General features: G+C 43.0%; 15 protein-coding genes. 13 read left to right on the forward strand and 2 right to left on the reverse strand.

All coding sequences use genetic code 11. The features are described from left to right. Nucleotides 1-33: 33 nt before the first annotated feature. The 12 genes from AAA938_RS02730 (at nucleotide 34) to AAA938_RS02785 (ending at nucleotide 13,155) form a co-directional block, all read left to right on the forward strand. On the forward strand, nucleotides 34-1,386 hold the full coding sequence (locus tag AAA938_RS02730) for an NAD(P)/FAD-dependent oxidoreductase (protein WP_338227089.1): 1,353 nt from the start codon (nucleotides 34-36) through the stop codon (nucleotides 1,384-1,386). Then, nucleotides 1,383-2,927, forward strand: coding sequence for a 4Fe-4S binding protein (locus AAA938_RS02735; RefSeq protein WP_338227090.1), 1,545 nt, complete (start codon nucleotides 1,383-1,385; stop codon nucleotides 2,925-2,927). The genes AAA938_RS02730 and AAA938_RS02735 overlap by 4 nt, the downstream gene beginning before the upstream one ends. Further along, the gene (locus tag AAA938_RS02740) at nucleotides 2,928-4,397 is read left to right on the forward strand and encodes a cellulose synthase family protein (protein ID WP_338227091.1); all 1,470 of its coding nucleotides are present in this window, start codon (nucleotides 2,928-2,930) and stop codon (nucleotides 4,395-4,397) included. A gap of 9 nt (nucleotides 4,398-4,406) precedes the next feature. Then, nucleotides 4,407-5,099: a glycosyltransferase family 2 protein gene (locus AAA938_RS02745; RefSeq protein ID WP_338227092.1), complete on the forward strand. Its 693-nt coding sequence runs from the start codon at nucleotides 4,407-4,409 to the stop codon at nucleotides 5,097-5,099. A gap of 73 nt (nucleotides 5,100-5,172) precedes the next feature. Next, nucleotides 5,173-6,093, forward strand: a complete 921-nt coding sequence (locus tag AAA938_RS02750) for a hypothetical protein (RefSeq protein ID WP_338227093.1) — start codon at nucleotides 5,173-5,175, stop codon at nucleotides 6,091-6,093. Between the two features lie 91 nt (nucleotides 6,094-6,184). Further along, nucleotides 6,185-7,264, forward strand: coding sequence for a PDDEXK nuclease domain-containing protein (locus AAA938_RS02755; protein ID WP_338227094.1), 1,080 nt, complete (start codon nucleotides 6,185-6,187; stop codon nucleotides 7,262-7,264). Between the two features lie 14 nt (nucleotides 7,265-7,278). Continuing rightward, a complete protein-coding gene (locus AAA938_RS02760; protein ID WP_338227095.1) occupies nucleotides 7,279-8,613 on the forward strand; it encodes a glycosyltransferase family 87 protein in 1,335 nt (444 codons plus the stop codon). Beyond that, a complete protein-coding gene (locus AAA938_RS02765) occupies nucleotides 8,610-9,338 on the forward strand; it encodes a hypothetical protein (RefSeq protein ID WP_338227096.1) in 729 nt (242 codons plus the stop codon). Before AAA938_RS02760 ends, AAA938_RS02765 begins: the two co-directional genes overlap by 4 nt. Nucleotides 9,339-9,513: 175 nt before the next feature. Further along, entirely contained in the window at nucleotides 9,514-10,263 is a 750-nt protein-coding gene (locus AAA938_RS02770) for a DUF6503 family protein (protein ID WP_338227097.1), read from the forward strand. A 15-nt stretch (nucleotides 10,264-10,278) separates the two neighbouring features. Next, nucleotides 10,279-11,316, forward strand: a complete 1,038-nt coding sequence (locus AAA938_RS02775; RefSeq protein ID WP_338227098.1) for a glycoside hydrolase family 113 — start codon at nucleotides 10,279-10,281, stop codon at nucleotides 11,314-11,316. 87 nt (nucleotides 11,317-11,403) lie between these two features. Further along, a complete protein-coding gene (locus AAA938_RS02780; RefSeq protein WP_338227099.1) occupies nucleotides 11,404-11,616 on the forward strand; it encodes a YgaP family membrane protein in 213 nt (70 codons plus the stop codon). Nucleotides 11,617-11,748: 132 nt separating this feature from the next. Next, the gene (locus tag AAA938_RS02785) at nucleotides 11,749-13,155 is read left to right on the forward strand and encodes a Gfo/Idh/MocA family protein (RefSeq protein ID WP_338227100.1); all 1,407 of its coding nucleotides are present in this window, start codon (nucleotides 11,749-11,751) and stop codon (nucleotides 13,153-13,155) included. Between the two features lie 27 nt (nucleotides 13,156-13,182). Here AAA938_RS02785 and AAA938_RS02790 read toward each other — a convergent pair whose 3' ends face one another. Together AAA938_RS02790 and AAA938_RS02795 are read right to left on the reverse strand one after the other, a co-directional pair. Continuing rightward, complete coding sequence (locus AAA938_RS02790; protein ID WP_338227101.1) at nucleotides 13,183-14,010, reverse strand: 3-keto-disaccharide hydrolase; 828 nt, start codon at nucleotides 14,008-14,010, stop codon at nucleotides 13,183-13,185. Beyond that, complete coding sequence (locus AAA938_RS02795; RefSeq protein ID WP_338227102.1) at nucleotides 14,007-14,801, reverse strand: endonuclease/exonuclease/phosphatase family protein; 795 nt, start codon at nucleotides 14,799-14,801, stop codon at nucleotides 14,007-14,009. Before AAA938_RS02795 ends, AAA938_RS02790 begins: the two co-directional genes overlap by 4 nt. Nucleotides 14,802-14,979: 178 nt before the next feature. Here AAA938_RS02795 and AAA938_RS02800 point away from each other — a divergent pair, with 178 nt between their 5' ends. Next, complete coding sequence (locus tag AAA938_RS02800; RefSeq protein WP_338227103.1) at nucleotides 14,980-16,587, forward strand: DUF748 domain-containing protein; 1,608 nt, start codon at nucleotides 14,980-14,982, stop codon at nucleotides 16,585-16,587. Nucleotides 16,588-16,599 lie beyond the last annotated feature (12 nt).

Genomic DNA, 16,599 nt, shown 5'->3' on the forward strand with positions numbered 1-16,599 from the left:
TCAATTTTCTTTATCTTTCCAAAAAAGTCCATCATGGCAAATCGACACATTGTGATTCTGGGAAATGGAATCGCGGGAATTACCTGTGCCAGACATCTCAGAAAAAAGGATGATCAGGTCCGGATTTCGGTAATTTCCGGAGAAAGCCCTTACTTTTTCTCCAGGACAGCTCTGATGTATGTCTTTATGGGACACATGAAGTTTGAGCATACCCAGCCTTACGAAAGCTGGTTTTGGGAAAAAAACCGAATTGAACTCATTCATCAATGGGTAACCGAAGTGGACTTTGCTTCCAAAAAACTCATCTTCTCCAATGATGATTCCTTAGATTTCGATGTGTTGGTCCTGGCCACTGGATCTAAGCCGAATAAGTTTGGCTGGTCAGGTCAGGACCTGGATGGTGTACAAGGACTTTATTCCAAACAAGACCTGGAGCTGATGGAAAAGAATACTGGTCCTGAAGTAAAAAGAGCTGTAATCGTCGGAGGAGGTTTAATTGGAATTGAAATGGCCGAAATGCTGGCCTACAAGAAGATTCCGGTTACTTTTTTGGTTCGGGAGAAAGGCTTTTGGGACAATGTCTTGCCTAAGGAAGAATCTGAATTGGTTGGAAGACATATTCTCGAGCACCATGTCGATCTTAGGTTGGAAACCGAGCTCAAGGAAATCCTTTCGGATTCCCATGGACGAGTCAAGGCCGTGGTAACTTCTGCCGGAGAGGAAATTCCCTGTCAATTTGTGGGACTCACCGCAGGAGTAAGCCCCAATGTGGATTTTCTGAAAAATACAGCCTTGAAGGTCAATCGAGGGATAAAGGTGGATTCCTTTTTCCAAACCAACTTACCCGATGTGTACGCTATCGGAGATTGTGCGGAATTTGAGGAAGCCCCTGCAGCTGACCGAAGGACAATCGAGCAGGTTTGGTACACCGGAAGAATGCACGGGGAGACTTTGGCAGAGACCCTTTGTGGAAGGAAAACATCCTACCGACCCGGGGTTTGGTTCAATTCCGCTAAGTTCTTCGACATCGAATACCAAACCTACGGCACGGTTCCACCAAAATGGAATAAAGAGGAAGTGAAAAGTTTCTTTTGGGAGCACTCGGGAGGAAAGGTATGCTTCCGCATGCTGATGGATCAAAACCATACCCTTTTGGGAATAAATACATTTGGCCTGAGACTCCGGCATGAATTCTTTGATCAGGCAATCCGGGAGAAATGGACCGGAGAACGAGTCATTTCCAAGTTGCAAAAAGCGAACTTTGACCCGGAGTTTTTCCCGGATTTTATCACCTCAATTCAAAGGCAATTCAAGAAAGAGCACGGAGGAGATTTTGCTCTGAGCAAGCCTTCTTTTATTCATAAACTATTCGGAGCAAAAATATGAAGTTGATCGAAAAGATAGGTTTGGGACTGTTTCTGATTGGAATTACCATCTTCACGGTAATCCCTTTTTTGGGAACATACACCCTCAGCGAAAATTTGGTCCTTGAAAACACGAAGGAAATCCATCAGGAAAAAATGGTCGAAATCCTCCAACCTATGTACGGGCAGGAGTTTGGTTCCAATTTTTCTTTTCTTTCTGAGTTTGGAAGAAGGTTCAATGAATACAATGACCAACTCAAAGCTCAGCAGCAATGGGACCAAGTGATTTGGGATGATTACGGATTTGCCTTGGCAAAAGCGGCCCTTCAAAGCCCAGTAAGAGATCAGCCTTGGCTTTGGTTTGTTCTATCTATTGGATTGGCTGTTTTGGGTGGGTATTTATACAACTTTCGTAAATTTTCAGATGAACCTTCCGGCATCAAAAACAACGGAATATTTCATTCCAAACTAAAAAATCGAGGTTGGTTGGGAATGATTACCGGAGGTTTTTTGATTTTGTTTTATGTGGTTCTCTATTGGTTTCCGGCCTATTTGGTGAATTTGGTGTGGATGGTGGATCCTATTTCTCGCGCTCTTTCGGGAAATCCGGCCAGCCAATGGTTCCTGTACGGGCTTATTTATACCCTCGCCATTTTGGTGATGGGGGTACGGATGTTCCGAAAATACAGAGGAAATAAGTATCAGCAGCTCCGTACGGCATCGGTGATGTTTTTTCAAACAGCCTTTGCTTTCCTGATTCCCGAAATATTGGTATTGCTTAATCAGCCCTACTTTGACTTCAAGAATATTTGGCCTTTGGACTATGATTTCTTTTATGATTATCAGGTCAGTACCTTTCTCTCAAGTGGAGGAGTGGGGATGTTTATGCTGATTTGGGGTATTTTATTGATTATAGTTGGGGTTCCTGTTTTCACTTATTTCTTCGGGAAAAGATGGTATTGCTCTTGGGTTTGCGGTTGTGGAGGTTTAGCAGAGACTGTGGGAGATCCATTCAGGCAGCTTTCGGACAAATCACTCAAAGCTTGGAAATACGAGCGAGTTATCATACACAGCGTCTTGGTCTTGGCAGTGGTAATGACGGTGGTGACTATCGCGAATTATTTCTCCGGATTTAGCTTTTTGGGAAATGTGACCAACCAGCTACATTCGTTCTACGGTTTTGCGATTGGGTCAGCTTTTGCAGGAGTGGTAGGAACTGGATTTTATCCATTCATGGGGAACCGGGTATGGTGTCGTTTTGGTTGTCCACTTGCTGCTTATTTGGGAATAGTGCAGCGATTCAAATCCAGATTCCGAATCACCACCAATGGCGGTCAGTGCATTTCTTGCGGCAACTGCTCAACTCATTGCGAGATGGGAATTGATGTACGCTGGTATGCGCAGAGAGGCCAAAATATTGTACGATCCTCCTGTGTAGGCTGTGGAGTTTGCTCTGCTGTCTGTCCCAGAGGAGTACTCAAGCTGGAAAATGGTCCGGAAGAAAACCGTATTCAGGAATTGCCAATTCTGATTGGCAATGATTCCATTAAGATCAATGCATAAATGATTTTCATCTATATCCTCTGCGGTCTGTATGTCTTGGGAATGCTATTCATTTTCATCTACAGTCTAGCCCAGGGGCATCTTTTGTTTCATTTTCTCAAAGCAAGGAAGCATTGGGACCAGATTCCTAAGCTAAATCCGGAGTCTTGGCCTAAAGTCACCATTCAGCTGCCTGTCTTCAACGAGCTCTATGTGGTCGAAAGGCTAATCGATGCAGCTTCCAGAATCAATTACCCCAAAGACCTCTTGGAAATCCAGATTTTGGATGACAGCACCGACCAAACCAGCGAATTGATTCAAAAGAAAATTTCAGAGTACCCGGAGATTAATTTTATCCACCTTCATCGCAGCAATCGCCAAGGATTCAAAGCCGGGGCTCTTCGCGAAGGCTTGGAGTCTGCCAAAGGAGAATTTATCGCAGTGTTTGACGCGGATTTTGTCCCTGACCCGGACTTCCTGTTGAAGACTTTGCCTTATTTTTCATCGGAAAAAATCGGAATGGTTCAGACCCGCTGGACTCATCTCAACAGGAATTATTCCTTGCTCACCAGGCTTCAGGCCTTTGCGTTGGATGCTCATTTTTTCATCGAGCAAATGGGAAGAAATGAGCAGGGGGCTTTCATCAATTTCAATGGGACAGGAGGGATCTGGAGAAAGTCCTGCATCATCGATGCGGGTAACTGGCATGACGATACGCTTACTGAGGATTTGGACCTCAGCTACCGTGCCCAAAAGAAAGGCTGGCAGTTTGTCTACAGACCCGAAATCGAATCGCCAGCAGAGTTGCCCCCCATTATGTCTGCCATAAAAAGTCAGCAGTTCCGCTGGACCAAAGGTGGTGCAGAGTGTGCCGTAAAGCATGCCGGCTCTGTCTACGAGAAACCTTTGCCTTTCCGGGTCAAATTCCACTCCTTCGCACATCTATTTAATAGTGCCATTTTTATTGCCGTATTGGTTACCAGTCTGAGTAGCATCGGCGTGTGGTGGGCAGGTGAGTTAGGCTTAATTCCGCCTGTGCTTTTCCGGTTATCCGCGGTCTTTCTGCTTGGGTTTGTCCTGATTGCCGGAGTTTATCTGGTTTCCTATTTCTATGGAAAAAAGAGCTTTGTGGATTCGGCTTTGGGAGTGGTGTGGCAGCTTCCCCTGTTCCTTTCGGTTTCTATGGGTTTGGCTTTGCACAATGCCCAAGCAGTATGGGAAGGCCTCACCGGTAAAAAATCTCCTTTTATCCGTACCCCCAAGTTTAACTTGGAGTCCGGCAAATCCAAACTGACTAGCAATCGATATCTTCATCTGAGAATGCCTATCACCACTTGGTTTGAAGGAGTTTTTGCTTTCATATTCATTGCCATGGTTGTTTTGGCTTTTCGCGAGCAAAACTTCCTCTTCCTTCCCTTTCACTTGATGCTGGCCTTTGGGTATAGTCTTGTTTTTGTGACTTCCTTCAGGTCCTATGCCTTGGGAAAATAATCCCCACCCATGAATAATCCCCCAATAGTTGACGTAATCATCCCGGCTTACAACGAAGAGAAATCCATCCCAAAGGTCATTGGGGAAATCCCGGGATTTGTCCGGCATATTGTGGTAGCCAACAACAATTCCACAGATCAAACCGGAGAAGTGGCGAAAGCAGCCGGAGCAATAGTGGTCTTCGAACCTCAAAAAGGCTACGGAAAAGCCTGTCTGACAGCTATGGATTGGATCAAAGCCCAGGAAATCCAGCCAGATATCGTGGTGTTTTTGGACGGAGATTACAGCGACTATCCGGAGGAAATGCGTGATTTGGTGAAGCCGATTGTGGATGGGAAAGCGGAAATGGTGATTGGTTCCCGAGCCTTGGGGATGAGAGAAAAAGGGTCCATGACCTTGCCTCAGGTTTTTGGAAACTGGCTGGCCACGACGATGATGAAGTACATGCAGGGAGCGAAATTCTCTGATTTGGGACCCTTTCGAGCCATTGTATGGAAAAGGCTGCTAGACTTAAACATGGTCGATCAAAACTTCGGTTGGACCATCGAGATGCAGATCAAAGCCCACAAAGCAGGTCTTCGCTATACCGAAGTTCCGGTCAATTACCGAAAGCGAATCGGAGTTTCCAAAGTCAGCGGTACCATCAAAGGAGTGATCGGCGCAGGGTATAAAATTATTTTTACGATCTTCAAGTATTGGTAATTCTGTCTCAAGTTTGCAGTTACAGTAGGCAGCAAGTTCTTATCGAATTGGCTATCCCTTTGAAAATCAGAAAATGAAAAATCCTTTATTCCCTTTCCGAAATCCGAAATCTGAAATTCGATATTTCAACTTTTCGGTTCTTTTTCTACTCTTCCTTTTTGCTTGCAGCTCTCCAGGTCGAGAAGGCGTCGAGGAAGAGCAATTTGCCAAGTATTGGTATCAGGGAAAAGCAGAAATCAATGTCTTTGACCTCCAACAAAGCCGGTATGGACAAGTGAGGGAAGGGCAAGCAGTGATGATTTTTGTGACAGAGGATTTTTCCAGAACCAAGCAAGTCAAATTGGACAATCCTCAAGACCGTCCTTCGGATGCCCAAAAGGTCATGAAGCTCAATATGACCCGGGAATTTGTGACGGGGGTTTATCCTTACCACACCATGCTGTCTGTATTTACCCCGGTATATGAAGAGACCCTTTCTCCCAAACTCACCGCTTCTGTAACAGAATGGTGCGGGCAGTCCTTCGTTCAAATGAATCATAAAAGTGGAAAATATACAGCGAAGTTGTTTTCCTACTTCGAAGAGGAGGGAGATGCCGAGGTCAAAATCAATGCACTGCCTGAAGAGGAAATTTTTAATCTGATCCGATTGAATCCGGAACTGGTTCCAATGGGCAATTTGGCACTGATTCCAAGTCTGATCTTTCAGAGATTTGCGCACATTCCACTCAAGGTTGAGCAAGCAGCTATTTCTAAAAAAAGCTTAGGCTCCAATCAATCGGAAATAGAAGTGATGTATTCCAATTTGGGAAGGAAGGTTGCCATCAGGTATCAGGATTTCTTTCCTTATGAGATTTTGGGATTTACCGAGACTTGGACCAAAGCCAATGGACAGCAGGAAGTGACCACCGCTGTTCGCACCCAAATGCAGCTTTTGGATTATTGGAATAAAAACGAAAAGGTATTTGAACCGCTTCGTAAGGATTTGGGGCTTTGATATTTTCTGAAAGGGAGTTTCAGATACCGATGAAGATATTTGCAGGTCTTTTAATTCCGAGATTTTTTGAGTCATGATGAAACTTAATAGCATGAATACCGAATTCAAACAAGTCGTTTTACTGATTGAAGAATCCAGAAACCGGGCTTTTCAGAAAGTAAACGAGGAATTGGTCATTTTGTACTTTAAGATAGGGAATCTTGTTTCTGATAAAGTTTCAAATGGTGTGTGGGGCGAAAAAACGGTAGATGAGTTAGCTGATTTTATACAAGAGAATTGTCCTGGCTTGAAAGGCTTTAACCGCCGAGGGTTATATCGAATGAAGCAGTTTTATGAGACTTATACATCGCATGAATTTGTTTCAACTTTCAATTTGTATTTGCAAAATTTAGATAATCAGTTGGTTAAAATTGTGTCGCCACCGGTGACACAATTGTCAGCTATCGAAAACAAGTATTCTCAAATTGTGACACCACTGGTGACACAAATAAATTGGGCGAATCATTTACTGATTCTTTCAAAAACTAAGTCTGCGGAAGAAAAGATTTTTTATTTGATCAATTGTATTACCCAAAAATTCTCAAAAAGGGAATTAGAAAGACAGTTAAATTCTGCGGCATTTGAACGCACGATGCTTTCTAACAAACGAGTTGCTGATGGTCAATCCAAAATTCCAGAAGGTCTTTTTAAAGATCCTTATATTTTTGAGTTTTTGGATATTCCTGATACCCATTCAGAAAAAGACTTGGAGAAAGCGCTTGTTATTAATCTCCAAAAATTCATTCTCGAAATTGGAAAAGGATTTACCTATATGGGAAATCAATTTCGGTTGCAAGTTGGGAATAAAGACTACTTCACAGACTTGCTGTTTTATCATCGGGATTTACAATGTTTGGTCTTGTTTGAATTGAAAATAAAAGAGTTTGAACCCGAATTTTTAGGAAAGCTTAATTTTTATCTGGAAGCCTTAGATCGGGACGTAAAACGGACTTTTGAAAATCCAAGTATTGGGATTTTACTCTGTAAAGGGAAAGATACGGAAGTAGTAGAGTATGCCATGGCGCGAAGTACTTCAGCTGCAATAATTGCAGACTACGAAACTAAGCTGATACCAAAATCTGTATTAGCTAAAAAACTCCATCAACTGGTAGAACGATTATCTCAGAATTAAATGAATCTCAAATCTTGATTGATACCTACCACAAAGAGCTTAAATATTTCCTGATCCTCTCCATGATGGGGATCTTGTTTTTCCTTTCGCAAGTACCAAGAGAGGAATTCGGTTTGACTTTTTTGATGTTCAGTTTGGCCTTTGCAGGGATGGTTGGGCTGTTTTTCCTCAGTGAAGAAAAGGTCAACTTTCGTCAAATTTTGCTTGTAGGGCTGCTTCTTCGATTTGCTGTCCTTTGGTTTGTACCTAACTGGTCTGATGACTATGTGCGTTTTCTCTGGGATGGGGAATTGCTGAAATTGAGTCAAAATCCATACACTTTGACCCCAAGAGAATGGCAAGAGGCCAACATTAATCCCGAAAATGCTTATGAGAATCAGCTCTTCGAAAATCTAAATTCACCTGATTACTATTCTGTCTACCCTCCGCTCAATCAGGCAGTTTTTTGGTTGGGGGCAGTAGCTTCCCAAGGCTTTGTCTGGAATGGGATTTTGGCTATTCGTCTGATTTTGATTTTGGGAGAAATCGGGGTTTTCCTATTGCTTTGGAGGCTTTTGGCAGCTTTTCAGCTTCCTCAAAAACAGATTTTTTGGTATTGGTTCAATCCCTTGGCGGTTATGGAAATTGCGGGAAATCTGCATTTTGAGGGCTTGGTTTTACTCTTTCTTTTGGCAGCAATTTGGGGGATTCAAAAGGGTAAATTGGGAATTTCGGGAGGCTTTTGGGGCTTGGCGATTGGGATGAAACTTTTGCCTTTGATGCTGGGACCTGCTTTCTTGGCATTTGGAAAAGTAAAGAGGACTGCTTGGTTTTGGACAGGCACCATTGTCGCTATATTCTTTTGTTTTGTGCCTCTTTTGATTGATAATTCTTGGAGAAATTTTCTTGAAAGTATCAAGCTGTATCAGGGTAAATTCGAGTTTAACGCCTCTATTTACTACCTCCTGCGCGAAGTTGGTTTTTGGATCAAAGGGTATAATACCATCGCAGATTTAACCAAAGGGCTTAGCTTTTTGACATTTACTTTGATTCTTTATTTTTCTTGGAAAAGAAGACCTACAACCACCTTGGAGTTGATTGATTTGTGGGTTTTGATCTATTTGATTTATCTGATTTTGCAGCCTGTGGTACATCCTTGGTACATTTTACCCGCCTTGGGGCTGAGCTTGATGAGTAGAAAAGTTACATTTCTGCTTTGGAGTTTTGGGGCGATTTTTTCTTATCAGGCGTATGGAAATGAGGCTTTTCATGAGAATCCCCTTTTTCTGACTCTGGAGTATAGCTTGGTGGTTTTTGGGATTTATTGGGATTACCTTCGGCAAAAAAGAAACCTTAATTTCGTTTCATGAAATCACCCATCCGACTCTTTCTTGTACTGATTTTAGTCCTTCAATTTTCCTGTTCCAAAAGTCCTGAGCAGCAGGCCCAAGATCTTTTGGAAAAATCTATCCAAGCCCATGGAGGTCAGGAAGCCTGGGAGGAAATTTCTTTGCTCAAATTCAGAAAATGGACTCGTTTGCTGGATGAAAGCGGAAATATAGAGTCAGAATTGGACCAATACCTAGAATTCCGGTTTCAGCCCTATTTCGAAGGAAAAATCACTTGGGAAAAGGATAGTATCAAACATTTAATCAGTTGGGATGGGGCCAAGATCCGCTATCGAATGGGAGAGAATGAGGTGCAAAACGAGGATTTTTTGGCTGCAAAAAAGAAAGATTTTGATGCGGCTTTTTACACCGTAGCCCAGCCTTGGAAGCTTTTGGACCAAGGTGGCAAATTGATTTATGAAGGGAAAAAAGTCTTGGAAAACGGGAAGGAAGTAGAGTCGATCCGGGTGGATTATGGACCTGATTCCGATACTTGGTGGTACTTTTTTGACCCTGCAAATTTCTTGATGGTGGGAAATGAGGTTCAGCTAAAAGACCACCGAAGTCTGGTATATGACCTTTCGGAAGAAAATATTGACGGATTGAAACTTCACGGAGAAAGGGAGAGTTGGAGAGTCGATGAAAAAGGCCAAAGGCTTTTTCTCCGGGCAGAGTACAAGTATTCGGAGTATAAGATTGAAAAATAGTAGAACCAGGAAGGAAATACCTTGAATTACAATAGAAATATCCTTCGCGCCGCTCAGGGAAATAGGCTTTGCGGAACAGTCAAAGTATTTCAACCTCCGAAGGAGGTATTATTTCTATAATATCTCCATGTATTTCTTCCCAGTTTCCAAGGAATTTCCATTAAAATTTAAAACCATGAAAATCACCCAATTGATATTTACCCTTCTTCTTTTTACACTGGCGATTTCCTGCAATCAACGAACTGAAGCAGAAAAAATCGTCGATGCTGCCATCGAAGCTCATGGGGGCAATAGATACGAAGAGGTCAGGATTGACCTTGATTTCAGGGATATTCATTACACGATTTTCAAAACGCCCTCCGCTTTTGAATATATCCGGGAGTTTACAGATTCTACCGGAGTAGTTCGGGATGTGCTGAATAATTCAGGATTTGTCCGAACCGTCAATGGTACGAAGATCGACACTTTGACCGAAGAGCGGATTGGAGCTTTCTCCCGGTCGGTCAATTCTGTGGCATATTTTGCCTTTTTGCCCTACGGCCTCAATGATCCTGCTGCAGTCAAAACCCACCTCGGAGAAACTGAACTCAATGGAAAGGCCTATGACTTGATTAAAGTTACTTTCAAGCAAGAGGGTGGTGGAGAACATTTTGAGGATGAGTTTTTGTATTGGTTTGGCAAGGAAGATCACCTGATGGACTTCATGGCCTACAGCTATCATACCGATGGGGGAGGAGTGAGAATGAGGGAAGTCAGTGGAGTGATGGAAGTGGGAGGAATTCGCTTCCAAAACTATCTGAATCTCAAGCCAGAAGATAAAAATACCCCTGTGGAAAGTATGCAGGACTTGTATATTTCCGGTAAATTGGAAAAACTATCCGAAATCAATCTGGAAAATATCCGGGTAGAACCACTTCCAAAATAATTGACCCAACTCCCCATGAAGCCAAGGAATCAAACGTATTTGTACAGTTCTGTGGGCTTCATTTTCGCTCTGCTGATTTTTTGGAATTTTTATCCAGAAGAAATACCTGTGAAAGTTGAAGAGCGATGGAAGGGTGTATGTTGGGTAGGAAGCCGAAATCCCCTCCAAGGCGGCGAATTGGCAGCTTTAAATCAAACAGGCGCCAATGCCCTTTCTCAGACGCCTTTTGGCTGGCAAAGTGATCCTAACTTGCCTGAAATCCGATGGGATATGGGAAATGATCGGAGATGGTGGGGGGAGACTCCTCTTGGGATTCAAGCCACACTTGACTCCTCCTCACAGTATCAAATGACCAATATGCTCAAGCCTCATCTCTGGCTGAGAGATGCTTGGGTGGGAGAGGTTGAAATGAAATCAGAGGAGGATTGGAAGCTTTGGTTTGCCAACTATCAGGCTTTCATTCTGGATTATGCACGACTGGCGGAGGAACTGAAGATGCCTTTGTTATGCATAGGTACCGAATTGGAAAAAACCTCTTCCAGGGAAAAGGATTGGAGAAAGGTGATTCAGGAGGTTCGAAAAGTCTATACCGGAAAGCTGACGTATGCAGCAAATTTTACAGAATTCGAACAGGTTAAATTTTGGGATGCGTTGGATTACATAGGGGTTCAGGCTTATTTCCCTCTAGCCAAAGGCCATGATCCATCCCTTTCTGAATTGAAGTCTTCGTGGCAAAAGCATCTCCCCAGAGTTGAGACTTTGGTTCGCCGGTTTAAGAAACCTGTAATTTTCACTGAGATCGGATATTGCAATACCCTGGATGCAGCGGTAGAACCATGGGTATGGCCACATGAAAGAAAGGAAATCCCATTTTCGGAGGAGGTTCAGGCGAGATGTTATGAAGCATTTTTTCAGACGGCCTGGGAGAAGGAATGGATGGCAGGCGTGTTTTTTTGGAAATGGTATCCTCAGGCCCACGATAGACAGCCGGATTTTACCCCGCAGGGGAAACAGGCCGAAAAGGTAATGCAAGCCTATTTTTCTACTAGGTGAATATCACCTCCTTGTGTGACTTTTGTCATCGTATTTGATCAATCAGAGGTCTAGATTTACCCATGTGATTTTTAAACGACTATTGATATGCAAAAGAACATGGGAGTAACTGACAAGACCATCCGGCTGATTGCTGCCGTAGCTTTGGTCGTCCTGTATTTTACAGGGATTGTGGAAGGAACCTTAGGAGTGATTGCCTTGGTGGTTGCCGGGGTTTTTGTCCTGACTAGCTTGGTGAGTTTCTGTCCGCTATATCCCATTTTGGGAATCAATACATGCGCAAAGAAAAAGGTTACATAGGTTAATAGATAATTGATAGTGCTTTCAAATTGAGGGAAAGGCCGGAAACATCTGTTTCCGGTTTTTTTATTTCTGGCAGTGATCTTCTTTAAAAATTTTAGTAAATAGACCAGACAATCGACCCTAAATCTTATGAACAAAAGAAGAGAATTTCTGAAATCAGCAGGTATCACCGGACTTGGACTTTTTGGTGCCGGGGGTGCTTTTGCAGAATCCATGAACACGCTGCCTTTAGAGGCTAACTATGGAAGTTCCAGACTTCAGACTTTCAATATGTGTGGTTTTGCTGCTCCAAAATTAGAAACCGTAAGAGTGGGGATAGTGGGGCTGGGAATGAGAGGTCCCGGAGCAGTGGATAGACTGAGCAAAATAGAAGGAGTGGAGATCACAGCACTTTGTGATTTGCTTCCTGAGCGTGCAGAAAAAGCCAAAAAATCCCTGGAAAATACCCCTCATAATCCGGACTTGTATTCTGGAAGTGCCTTTGCTTGGAAAAAGATGTGTGAAAGGCCTGACTTGGATTTGATTTACATCGCCACGCCTTGGGAATGGCATGTGCCCATGGCCGTTTTTGCTATGGAATCAGGAAAGCATGCTGCGGTGGAAGTGCCTGCAGCAAGGACGCTGGATGAATGCTGGCAGCTGGTAGAGACGTCTGAGCGTACCAAAAAACACTGCATGCAATTGGAGAATTGCTGCTATGATTTTTTTGAATTGATGACTTTGAGGATGGCTAGGGAAGGATTCTTTGGAGAAGTAGTCCATGTGGAGGGAGCCTACATTCATGATTTACTGTGGCTTAATTTTGATAAGGAAAAGGGCTATCAGGGTATGTGGCGATTGGAAGAAAACTTCAGGAACGGGAACCTTTACCCCACGCACGGCTTGGGCCCAATCTGTCAAATCCTCAATATCAACCGAGGGGATCAGATGGACTATTTGACTTCTATGTCTTCGGATGATTTTCAGATGAAGAAGAAAGCTATTGAATTGGCAGAGCAGGATCCTTTTTGGAATTCCTACGCTGCCAAAAACTACCGTGGGAACATGAATTCCACCGTGGTGAAAACCAAAAATGGAAAGACCATTTTCATCCAGCATGATGTGACCTCGCCCAGACCTTATTCCCGTCTTCACGTGGTAAGTGGTACGGAGGGTTTTGCCCAAAAATATCCCGAGCAAAAAGTTTCTAAAGGCCATAGCTGGATGAAAGAGGAGGAGATGAAGGAATTGCAGTCAAAATACACTCCTGAAATCGTCCAGAAAGTAGGTGAGCTGGCCAAACAAATCGGAGGGCACGGAGGCATGGATTTTATGATGGATTGGAGACTGATTGACTGTCTGAGGAATGGCCTTCCTTTGGACCAAGACGTTTACGATGCGGCCCTTTGGAGCTGCATCACCCCGCTGAGTGAGTGGTCAGTAGCCAATCGCTCCAATTCGATTGATATTCCTGACTTTACAGGAGGGCATTGGAAAACCAATAAGCCTGTGCCTATTACCCTTGAGGGTGGTGGTACGACCAAAGTAAGAGTTTAAAAAAAAGGAGGCCAAGTGCCTCCTTTTTTACTTCAATGCCTTTTTAACCAGTTCTTCCAGTTTCTTCCGGTCATTTTTCGCCGAAGACAAATCTACCAGCGCTACTTTTCGAAAATCGATAGGATGGCTTTCGCTCTGTAAGCTAATATAGCCAGATGCCAGAGGCATTCCATCGACTTTTACTTTGGGGTCTACAGGGGCTACATTTCCTCCTCCGATTTGAGGTTGGTAATAGCTGATGACAGTGTCTTGTCCTACCAAGTGATGCACTTCTTCACTACCCAACACAATAAAATGAGCCGTCACCCACTGATCTCCATGGAAGGTTTCCGATTGAGAATTGATGCAGTGAGGAGTGAACAGCGTGTCGGCCATCACGACATTGGTACCGGGGGTACAAAGATTGCAAGTGGTTCTTTTGTCCTTTCCGTTTCCTCCAAGAAACTGTCCTTCTATCGAAATCGGAAAATCCTGATCCTTGAGCATGGTTTTGGGGTCTTGGCTGTGGAGCATCGCCCCGCTGTTTCGGATAGCCCAGCCTTCTCCACCGGGGCATTGATCTCCTACAAAGCGGTATTCCACTTTTAGCAAATAATTGGAAAAGGGAGTATTGAAAAAGATGTGTCCGTATTGACGGTCAAAGCTGGAATATCCATCGTACCTGACTTTCAACAGACCGTCTTCTACACGAAAAGTATTCGCAAAATTTTCACCAATGTCATGGGTTCGGATTTTTATGGTCCAATCGTCAAGGTCTTTCCCATTGAAGAGGCTTATCCAAGTAGGCTCATTTATTTTGGCATATAGTCCAAAAGTAATTAGCAATCCCAATAACGGAAGGGCTAGTCTTTTCATTCTTCTTTTCTCATCCTGAGTACTGCCCAGACCGGATAATGGTCGGAATAAGTGACTTGATCCAATACCTTATATTCTACCAGCTCAAACTTCCTGGAGTCATACCAGATGTAATCGATTCGCATGGCTTCCTCACCTGTTCTGTAGGTAGCTTGTTCGTTTCCAGCTTCTCTGCCAGCTTCTTTCCAGTGAGATGGAATGCTTTTGTATTCTTCTGAATCTGGAGTAAAATTCAAATCTCCCACCCAAATCACCGGTTTATCCAGGGTTTCCGCATAGGAAATGAGGGAATCTAACTGAGCCATTCTGTTTTCGGTGAATTCATGGCAAAGATGAGTGCCTCCAAAATAGAATTCTTCCAGTGTTTTCAATTCAGCTTTGACCCAGGCTACTGCACGTGGCTCTCCTCCTGCTGGATTGGGTAGAGGAAGGGTGTGATAGGCTGATCCTTTTTTCGCTAAAAGACCCTCGCCATATCCTCCTTCTTCAAAATCCATGGCTTTCCCGAAGTATCCTTTGTAGCCAGTCTCACGGGCAAGTTTGCGCATGAAGTCCAGCTTACGATTGTAGATTCGTTCAGATCTAAGCGTCATGCTATCTACTTCCTGAAGGGCTACTACTTCCGGCTGATTGAGGATGAGGTAATCAGAAATCAAATGAAAAGTACTGTCTCCCTGTTTGTTAGGGTTTTCCCCATGATAGATATTGAAGGTGAGGATTTTGATCTCTTGAGCCGGGCTGAGTTGGATGGTAAAACCCATCATTAAGAGAAGAAAGAAAAATTGCTTCATACCCAAATGTATCAAATTGTATTCCATCCCGACAAGTTTTTTTACAGATACAATTTTTTTTGAATAGGATTGGAAATTTCTCCTAATTCATGAGGATATTGGATTCATCGAGGGTAAATCAAAATAAAATTCTCAATAAGTATGGTTTTGTTAAAATTTTAAATGGCTGGAAATTAAAATGAAAATAGCAGTCAAAATTTTGATTTTTCTCCTTTTGCTTGTGGTTTTGGCAATGGTAGGGGTAGGGTTTTACGCTGAGACCTGGGTCAATTCCAATTTGGCCTTAATCATCAATTCAAACGAAGATAGAAAGTATGACCTCAAATTTGAGAAGGCTGAGTTAAACCTCATCGGAAAGAAAATTAAACTGGAAAACATAGTTATCGATCCTGTAAGAGAACTGCCTGCCTCCTACATCGAAGGCAAAATGCAAGAGGCGGTTCTCCTCAATGTTGACTTGATGAAGTTGGTTTTTGATAGAGTAGGAATCATCGAAAAACTTGAATTTATCCATCCCGAATTCATCATCCATCATATCCCGGATAGTCTGAATCAGCATCATTCTGCCAACTCCCTTCAGGATCTTTTTGGAGATCTTTTGGCAAGGGGGGAAATAAAAAATTTCACATTGAAAAAAGGCTCGGCATCACTTTTAGAAGATGGAAATGAAACTGGCTTTTTGAAAGATCTTTCCATTTCAGTCAAAGGCCTGGCTACCGATTCTGTTTTGATCAAACAATTGATCCCTTTTCAATTTGAAGAGTTGAATATTGAATTGGATAGCCTTTTTTATCAACTCAAAACCGGGCAAAACTTCTTTCTCGGCAATTCATCGATTGATTCAAAATCAGCAAAGATCAAGTTTGAAAATGTGATTTTGGAGTATAAGGAAAGTCTTGAATCTGCCTCTCGATCGCTGGATTACCAAACCGATTTGATAAATGTTAGGCTGGACTCCTTGGTATTCTTCGGTGTAGAGGCAAATACGAATTTCTACTCGGATTTGGACGTGAGAGCTGAAAAGCTACTTGTGGCAGGGCTGACACTTGCAGATTTTCGAAATAAAACCAAGCCCCGACCAAAGGCTGAATCAAAACCCATGTTTCAGGGAATGATTAAGCAGTTGAAATTTCCTTTAAAATTGGATACACTTCAGATTGCCAACGGTCACATTTCCTATGGAGAGAACGTTCCTCAAAAAGGGGAGTCTTGGCAAATTCATTGGACAAAACTCGACGGCCTAGTTACTAATCTGACCTCCATTCCAGAGAATCAAAGTGCATTTGGTCAATTTGAAGCAAGGATTTTTGGCGAAGTAAAAGGTGAGGGTAAGCTTGATTTTAGCTTAAAAGTGCCCTACAATCGGGAAGAATTCTTTTTGGATGTCAACTTGTCAAATTTTGATATGACAACGCTTAACTCTACGCTCAATCCCATCATGAACGGAGACATCACCTCTGGACATATGGATCGATTGAAAATGGTGATCCATGCCTCAGAAACTCAGGCTAAAGTCGATATGATTTTTGATTATAGGGATTTGAAAGTGGAACTGTTTAATAAAAAAGGAAAGAAAAAGAACATTCTTTCTTCCTCTCTTGCCAATCTCGCTTTGAATCATTCCAATCTCCCCGGAGAAAAAAAATACCTGACGCCATCCTATGCATTAATGCGAAATAAAACCCGTGGGCCCTTTTTTCTAATCTGGCAAAGCACCAAGGAGGGTATGATGAAAATCGTCCCTGGAGGTGCTGCAAGGTCGCTTTTGGAAGCTAAGGAGGATTGATTTTTGATCGAA

Source organism: Algoriphagus taiwanensis, assembly GCF_036245645.1.
In the GTDB taxonomy this organism is placed as follows: domain Bacteria; phylum Bacteroidota; class Bacteroidia; order Cytophagales; family Cyclobacteriaceae; genus Algoriphagus; species Algoriphagus taiwanensis.

Excerpts from the sequence above, each read along its gene's own strand:
- AAA938_RS02730 (WP_338227089.1), top strand. The coding sequence starts at position 34 with ATGGCAAATCGACACATTGTGATTCTGGGAAATGGAATCGCGGGAATT.
- AAA938_RS02735 (WP_338227090.1), top strand. The coding sequence starts at position 1,383 with ATGAAGTTGATCGAAAAGATAGGTTTGGGACTGTTTCTGATTGGAATT.
- AAA938_RS02740 (WP_338227091.1), top strand. The coding sequence starts at position 2,928 with ATGATTTTCATCTATATCCTCTGCGGTCTGTATGTCTTGGGAATGCTA.
- AAA938_RS02745 (WP_338227092.1), top strand. The coding sequence starts at position 4,407 with ATGAATAATCCCCCAATAGTTGACGTAATCATCCCGGCTTACAACGAA.
- AAA938_RS02750 (WP_338227093.1), top strand. The coding sequence starts at position 5,173 with ATGAAAAATCCTTTATTCCCTTTCCGAAATCCGAAATCTGAAATTCGA.
- AAA938_RS02755 (WP_338227094.1), top strand. The coding sequence starts at position 6,185 with ATGAATACCGAATTCAAACAAGTCGTTTTACTGATTGAAGAATCCAGA.
- AAA938_RS02765 (WP_338227096.1), top strand. The coding sequence starts at position 8,610 with ATGAAATCACCCATCCGACTCTTTCTTGTACTGATTTTAGTCCTTCAA.
- AAA938_RS02770 (WP_338227097.1), top strand. The coding sequence starts at position 9,514 with ATGAAAATCACCCAATTGATATTTACCCTTCTTCTTTTTACACTGGCG.
- AAA938_RS02775 (WP_338227098.1), top strand. The coding sequence starts at position 10,279 with ATGAAGCCAAGGAATCAAACGTATTTGTACAGTTCTGTGGGCTTCATT.
- AAA938_RS02780 (WP_338227099.1), top strand. The coding sequence starts at position 11,404 with ATGCAAAAGAACATGGGAGTAACTGACAAGACCATCCGGCTGATTGCT.
- AAA938_RS02785 (WP_338227100.1), top strand. The coding sequence starts at position 11,749 with ATGAACAAAAGAAGAGAATTTCTGAAATCAGCAGGTATCACCGGACTT.
- AAA938_RS02790 (WP_338227101.1), bottom strand. The coding sequence starts at position 14,010 with ATGAAAAGACTAGCCCTTCCGTTATTGGGATTGCTAATTACTTTTGGA.
- AAA938_RS02795 (WP_338227102.1), bottom strand. The coding sequence starts at position 14,801 with ATGAAGCAATTTTTCTTTCTTCTCTTAATGATGGGTTTTACCATCCAA.
- AAA938_RS02800 (WP_338227103.1), top strand. The coding sequence starts at position 14,980 with ATGAAAATAGCAGTCAAAATTTTGATTTTTCTCCTTTTGCTTGTGGTT.